Here is a 6,134-nt window from a genome sequence, read left to right as displayed (position 1 = left end):
GGGCCACAGAGTCCCCACCGGTCCCGCCACCTGGGCGGGAGCGTGAGGCCGGCCTTTCGGGGACCCCGAAAACGCGAATTCCCCGCGGGCTCACGGGGACTCCCGTCGAACCCGCGGGGACTCCGCGTCTCGTCTCGCACCGGCGGAGGGTCCGCGTCTGGTACCCGCCGGGACTCCGCGCCCTGCGTCGGCGGAGGGTCCGCGTCCGCCGCTTACACCGGAACCGGTCCTGCCCGTTCACGCCGGAACGGGCGTTGCCGGTCGCTTCCGACGGGACAGACCCCGCCGGTCGCTCGGTCCTGGGGACACGACCTAGCGCTTCGCCACGAAGACGTGGGCCGCCACGTCCGGTTCCAGCTCGGCCGCCTCGCCGCTGCTGCCGACCAGGACGCCGCCCGCCGACTCCGTCACGCTCACGACCGAGCCGGGCTGCACGCCCGCGCGGCGCAGCGTGTACATCAGCTGGGCGTCCGTCTGGATCGGCTCCCCGATCCGGCGCACGATCACCGTCTTGCCGTCCGCGCCCGGGTCCAGGTCGGCGAGGGAGACCATCGAGTCGTCCAGGAAGGACTCCGCCTCGGCCTTCTCGCCCAGCTCCTCGAGACCCGGGATCGGGTTGCCGTACGGCGACTCAGTCGGGTGCCGCAGGAGCTCCAGGACACGCCGCTCCACGGCCTCGCTCATCACGTGCTCCCAGCGACAGGCCTCCGCGTGGACCTGCTCCCACTCCAGACCGATCACATCGACGAGCAGGCACTCGGCGAGACGGTGCTTGCGCATCACTCGCGTCGCCAGCCGTCGGCCCTCGTCCGTCAGCTCCAGGTGCCGGTCGCTCGCGACGGCCACCAGACCGTCGCGCTCCATGCGCGCCACCGTCTGGCTGACCGTCGGACCGCTCTGGTCGAGCCGCTCCGCGATCCGGGCGCGCATGGGGACCACACCTTCCTCCTCCAGTTCGAGGATGGTGCGGAGATACATCTCCGTTGTGTCGATCAGTCCGGACATACGTGCCCCTCGATGAGTCGTGCGCTGGCCCTGCACCAATTCTTACGCATCCCACCGACAACCGTGCCCCGCCGGTGAAACGAAGAGGAAAGGCAGTATTGACAGAGCAATGGTCCAGACCGCACCGTGATCCGCGACACGACGACAAGGAGCTTCGGGAATGGGCGACAGTGCGCGCGAGTCCAAGCTGGCAGGACAGTTCTTCGACGCGGCGATCGGCCTGCTGCAGCAGGTCCGCGACCAGGACGCCGAGGAGATCGCCGCCGCCGGGACCGCGATCGCCGAAGCCGTCGCCGCCGGCGGCCGGCTCTTCGCCTTCGGCGCGGGCCACTCCTCGCTGGCCGCCCAGGACGTCGTCTACCGCGCGGGCGGTCTCGCCCTGATGAACCTGCTGGCCGTCCCCGGGGTCGTCGGCGTCGACGTCATGCCCGCGACGCTGGGCTCCGCCCTGGAACGTGTGGACGGTCTCGCCGGAGCGGTGCTCGACTCCTCGCCCGCCCGGGCCGGCGACGTACTGATCATCGTCTCGCTCTCCGGCCGCAACGCCCTGCCCGTCGAGATGGCGATGAACGCCCGAGCCCTGGGGCTCACCGTGATCGGTGTGACCTCGGTGGCGTACGCGACGGAGACGAAGTCCCGGCACGTCTCGGGGACGTACCTGAAGGACCACTGCGACATCGTCCTCGACTCGCGGATCGCGATCGGCGACGCCGAGCTGACACACGATGCCATCGAGGCGCCCTTCGCCCCTGCCTCCACCGTCGTCACCAGCGCCCTCATGCAGGCCACGATGGCCGCGGCGGCCGAGGAGATGGTCCGCCTGGGCATCGAGCCGCCGCTGCTGCGGTCGGGGAACGTCGACGGCGGGCACGAGTGGAACGGCCGCGTGATGACCGAGTACGCCGACCGGATCTTCTTCCGCCACTGACGGCCGGACGCCTGCCGACGGCGGCGACGGGGCGGGGAGCCTGGCGGCGACGGGGCGGGGAGCCCGGCAGCCCGGCGGCCCGGCGGCCCGGCAGCCCGGCAGCCCGGCAGCCCGGGGCTAGCGCCGCCCGGGCCATCCCGAACCCGGGCCGGACCCCGGACCCGGACCCGAACCCGGGCCGGACCCTGAGCCAGACCCCGGACCCGAACCTGGGCCGGACCCCGAACCCGACCCCGACCCCGAGCCGAAGCCTGGGCCCGAACCTGGGCCGGACCCCGAACCCGACCCCGACCCCGAGCCGAAGCCTGGGCCCGAACCTGGGCCGGACCCCGAGCCCGACCCCGACCCCGGGGCCGTCGTTCCCGCCAGGTCCAGGGACGCCGCTACCCGTACCGCCACCGCCTCCGCGTAGACCGCGTCCGGGCGCTCGAAGGCCGTACGGGACGCGCCGCGCAGGAACGTCACCGCGCCCACCGTCCTGCCCCGGCTGCGCAGCGGCAGGCAGAGGGCGTGGACCGCGTCCCGGGGCCAGTGGCGCGTCGTCGCCCAGTCCTCTGCCGCCCGGGGGCCCGCCGTGGCGAGCGCCGACGCCCGTACCGGTCCCGTACGGGAGAGGGCCTGGAGCACCGGGTGGCCCGACGGGTACCTCAGCGGAATGCCGCCGCCCGTGACGGGGACGACCGGGCCCGGCTCGCCCGTCGGCGTCGCCGCCACCCGTACGAGTCTTCGCTCCCCCGCCGCCACGTCGACGAGCGCGTGGTCGGCGAACCCGGCCAGGGCGAAGTCGAGCAGCACCGTCGCCGCCTCCCTCGGGTCCTCGCACTCGGCCGCCACGGCGCCCGCCCGGTGCAGCTGGCTGTACCGGAACCGCAGCCGGTCCGCCTCCTGCTCGGCGACCCGCTCCTCGGTGACGTCCTGGAACAGCCACCCGACACCCAGCGGAACCGGTTCCTCGGCGAGCGGCGACGCCAGCCGCACGAACCCGCTGCGCCAGCACCGCCGCCGCTCGCCCTCCGGCGTGCGGAGCGTCACCCAGACCTCGGCCGCCCCCTTCGGCGCGCCCTCCGCGAGCACGTGCTCCAGCGCGGACTGCACCTCCTCCACGCCCTGGACGATCAGCTCCCCCAGCGGCCGCCCGAGCAGCGTCGTACGGCCCGCGCCCATGGCCCGGGCCGCGTGGTCGTTGACGACGGTGGGACGCAGGTCCACGTCGACGAGGACGACACCCCAGGACGCTTCCTCGAACAGCGCCTCGCTGAGCGCTATCGAGCGCTCCAGATCGATCTGCGCGTGGACCTCGCTGAACGCGCAGTACACACCGGCGGGCTTGCCGTCCGCGCCGCGCACCCCGGCGGACTGCGTCCGCACGAGGACGCGCCCGCCGTCCTTCCGTACCAGCGCGAACTCGTGGACGAGCCGTCCCGGTGCCTCCATCGCGGCCATCAGGCGCGCCAGCGCCTCGGCCGCGTCGGCGGGCCGCGCCGCCCACCCCGCGAAGCCCCGGCGGCCGACGGCCTCCTCGGCCGACCAGCCGAGGATCCGCTCGGCCTCCTTGTTCCAGTGTGTGACGGTGCCGTCGGCGTCGAAGGCGCAGAGCGCCGCGTCCATCCCGTCGAGGAGCGCGGCGAGCAGATCGGCTCCAGGCCCCTCCGCGTCCCGCCGCTCCGCGGTCCCACTCCTGGCAGCACTCATCCCGGAACCCCCTGCAGGACGGTGTACGCACGTGCATCCGCACGCCTCAGATCATTCAACTTGAACGTGACGCAGGACACACCCGGTTCAAGGAAATCGTTGCGTCCCGGAAACGAACGGGAGACGTACGGGAGGCGCACGGGGGGCATGCGGGAGGCGCGCGGGGGACGGGTGTGCTCCGAGGAGAATCGGCGAAACAAATCGCTTGAGGCTTCGCGGAAGGGTTCCTAGGCTGTGGAGCACACGCGAAAGGAGGTGATCCGAAAAAATGATTTCTTTTCGGACTCGTGAGGTGACTGCGGGCTAACGGCCTGCCGTCGCACTCTGTGCACCTCGGCAGGACAGCTGCCGACACCCAAGCAGTCACCCGACCCGTGGGCCGCCGGTAAGTCCGGCCGGCTCTCGTCCGAACTCGAGCGGACGGGACCAAGGCCCACGGGTCGTCTGCGTTCACGGGTGCTGCGTCAGGTGGGAAGCGTCATCAGGAGCAGCGGGTCGGTGGTGGGCCGGGGGGAGCCTCCGGCGGGTTCGAGGGTGAGGCCGACCGTGCCCGCGTCCGCGGGGTTGCCGCCGAGGACGACGGTGCCGTCGTGGTCGACGAGTCCGGCCGGCCGCATGGTGCCGTCGTGGTCGAGCCACAGCTGGTACGTCTTGCCGGCACCGGGTGCGGGGAGGTTGCCGACGGTGAACACGGCCTTGTTCCGACGGTCGGAGGCGACGACGGTGGCCAGGGCTCCGTTGGTGGCCCTGCCGTGGACGGTGCGGGCGTCGGGCTCGGCCAGGACGCTGCTGACGTCCTCCAGTTGCCGCTGTGCCTGGCGGGCTTGCCGCTCGAGGTCCTGCCCGTTCCGCATCTGCCACATGGCGACGCCGCCGAGTACGGCAGCGGCCACGCTCGCGGCCAGAGCCAGCGGCAGTGCCCTGCGCCTCAGCATGCCGCCGAGGGCGGGTGCGGTGGTGGGGGTGGTGACGCGTGGAGGCAGTTGACGTACGCCTTCGACGGCGGCCATGACCTGGGCCTTGGCTGCCGCGGGCGGCGCCTGGGAGACCGCGGCCGCCAGGCGGGCGAGGGTCGCCTCGAACTCCGCGGCTTCCTGCCTGCATGCCTCGCAGGCCCGCAGGTGGGCGTCGAAGTCCTTCCGTTCGCCGGGGTCGAGTGCTCCGAGGGCGTAGGCGGCGCCGAGGGTGTGAGCGTCGGATGCGTGGTGTTTCATGTGGTCACCCCCATGCAGTCGCGGAGCCTGACCAGCCCGTCGCGCATGCGTGTCTTGATGGTGGGAAGCGGTGTGCGCAGGGCTTCGGCGACCTCACGGTAGGTCAGCCCCTGGTAGTAGGCCAGGGTCACCGCCTGGCGCTGGAGTTCGGTCAGGCCCCGCAGGCAGCGGCGGACCTGTTCCGACTCCAGGCGCGTCTCGACCCTTTCGGCCACCTCGTCGAACGCGGTCGTGTGCTCGCGGGCGGCATGGGTCTGCTCCCGGTCGGCGGAGGCCTGGGCGGAGCGGACCCGGTCCACGGCCCGCCGGTGGGCGACGGTCGCGGCCCAGGCCGTGACGGAGCCGGCGTCGGGCCGGTAGCGGGCGGCCTGCCGCCACAGGTCGATCATGACGTCCTGGGCGACCTCCTCGGACTGCGCACGGTCGCGTACGACTTTCACGACGATGCCGAACACCAGGGGGGCGAGGGCGTCGTAGAGGACGGAGAACGCCTCTTTGTCGCCGTGGGCGACCTTCTGCATGACCTCGGCCAGGTCGGCACGTCCTGCGGCGGTGCCGACGCGGGAGGACCGCGGTTGGTTCACCGGCGTCGCTCCGGCCGTGGCGAGAAGGCGAAGGGGCGGCCGGGCGCGGCCGTCGGGGGCAGGGGTGTCCATCGCATGCCGGTCCTTGACTCTTTGTCGCTCAAGCGGTGGCGGGGCCACTTCCAGGGGGCGGTCCCGCCACGGCAACGGGTGGTCGTTTCAGCAGTGCTTCGTAGCGGACAGGCGTGCGGATGGGAGGGGACTTCGTCACCTGCTGCGCCGAGAGTTACCTCGTTCGAGGGAAGTCGGGGGTTCTGGCCCAACCGGCGGGTCCGCGGCGGCGAAGGGGTGGGTGAGGGAGTCGCGAGGCGTTGTGCGGATCCCTCACCGGCCGCGCGGACCTACCGCCGGCTGCAGAAGTCCCGTAGGAGGTAACCGAGATGGTTCGTGTGCGACGAGGCCTTGCGGTGGCGGTGGCCGCCGGCGCTGTGGTGGTGGGTGGTGCGTCGGTGGCTTCGGCCGATGCCGGGGCCCAGGGTGTGGCCGCTTACTCGCCGGGCGTGGGCTCGGGCAACCTCGTCCAGGTGCCCATCCACATCCCGGTCAACGCGTGCGGCAACACCGTCAGCGTCATCGGGCTGCTGAACCCGTCGTTCGGCAACACCTGCGTCAACGCCTGATCCGGGGCGACAGGCCGAGGTGGGGGGGGGGGATGTGGGCGGAGCCCCCCGGTGAACCCGCGGCCCCTCCCCCACAGCCATCGATGGAAGG

General features: G+C 72.6%; 6 protein-coding genes. 2 read left to right on the top strand and 4 right to left on the bottom strand.

What is annotated here, in order from left to right; all coding sequences use genetic code 11:
* Positions 1-312: 312 nt before the first annotated feature.
* Entirely contained in the window at positions 313-1,005 is a 693-nt protein-coding gene (locus ACFUJR_RS38145; protein ID WP_352190820.1) for a metal-dependent transcriptional regulator, read from the bottom strand.
* A gap of 160 nt (positions 1,006-1,165) precedes the next feature.
* Between ACFUJR_RS38145 and ACFUJR_RS38140 the strand changes: the two genes are divergently transcribed.
* Positions 1,166-1,933, top strand: coding sequence for an SIS domain-containing protein (locus ACFUJR_RS38140; protein WP_383179952.1), 768 nt, complete (start codon positions 1,166-1,168; stop codon positions 1,931-1,933).
* 117 nt (positions 1,934-2,050) lie between these two features.
* Here ACFUJR_RS38140 and ACFUJR_RS38135 read toward each other — a convergent pair whose 3' ends face one another.
* From ACFUJR_RS38135 to sigK, 3 genes are all read right to left on the bottom strand, one after another.
* Positions 2,051-3,625 (bottom strand): PAS domain-containing protein, encoded by a 1,575-nt coding sequence (locus ACFUJR_RS38135; RefSeq protein WP_383179955.1) that lies wholly within the window; start codon positions 3,623-3,625, stop codon positions 2,051-2,053.
* A 464-nt stretch (positions 3,626-4,089) separates the two neighbouring features.
* Positions 4,090-4,839 carry an anti-sigma factor domain-containing protein gene (locus tag ACFUJR_RS38130; RefSeq protein ID WP_383179958.1) on the bottom strand — a complete coding sequence of 250 codons (750 nt, stop codon included), beginning with the start codon at positions 4,837-4,839 and terminating at the stop codon, positions 4,090-4,092.
* Positions 4,836-5,495 carry an ECF RNA polymerase sigma factor SigK gene (sigK, locus tag ACFUJR_RS38125; protein WP_383179961.1) on the bottom strand — a complete coding sequence of 220 codons (660 nt, stop codon included), beginning with the start codon at positions 5,493-5,495 and terminating at the stop codon, positions 4,836-4,838. Before sigK ends, ACFUJR_RS38130 begins: the two co-directional genes overlap by 4 nt.
* Positions 5,496-5,803: 308 nt before the next feature.
* On the opposite strand from sigK, the gene ACFUJR_RS38120 reads away from it, so the two are divergent.
* Positions 5,804-6,043 carry a chaplin gene (locus ACFUJR_RS38120; RefSeq protein WP_383179964.1) on the top strand — a complete coding sequence of 80 codons (240 nt, stop codon included), beginning with the start codon at positions 5,804-5,806 and terminating at the stop codon, positions 6,041-6,043.
* Positions 6,044-6,134: the final 91 nt, after the last annotated feature.

The sequence above is a fragment of the Streptomyces sp. NPDC057271 genome (assembly GCF_042668715.1).
Taxonomy (GTDB): domain Bacteria; phylum Actinomycetota; class Actinomycetes; order Streptomycetales; family Streptomycetaceae; genus Streptomyces.
This window is presented reverse-complemented; position numbering and strand designations above follow the sequence as displayed.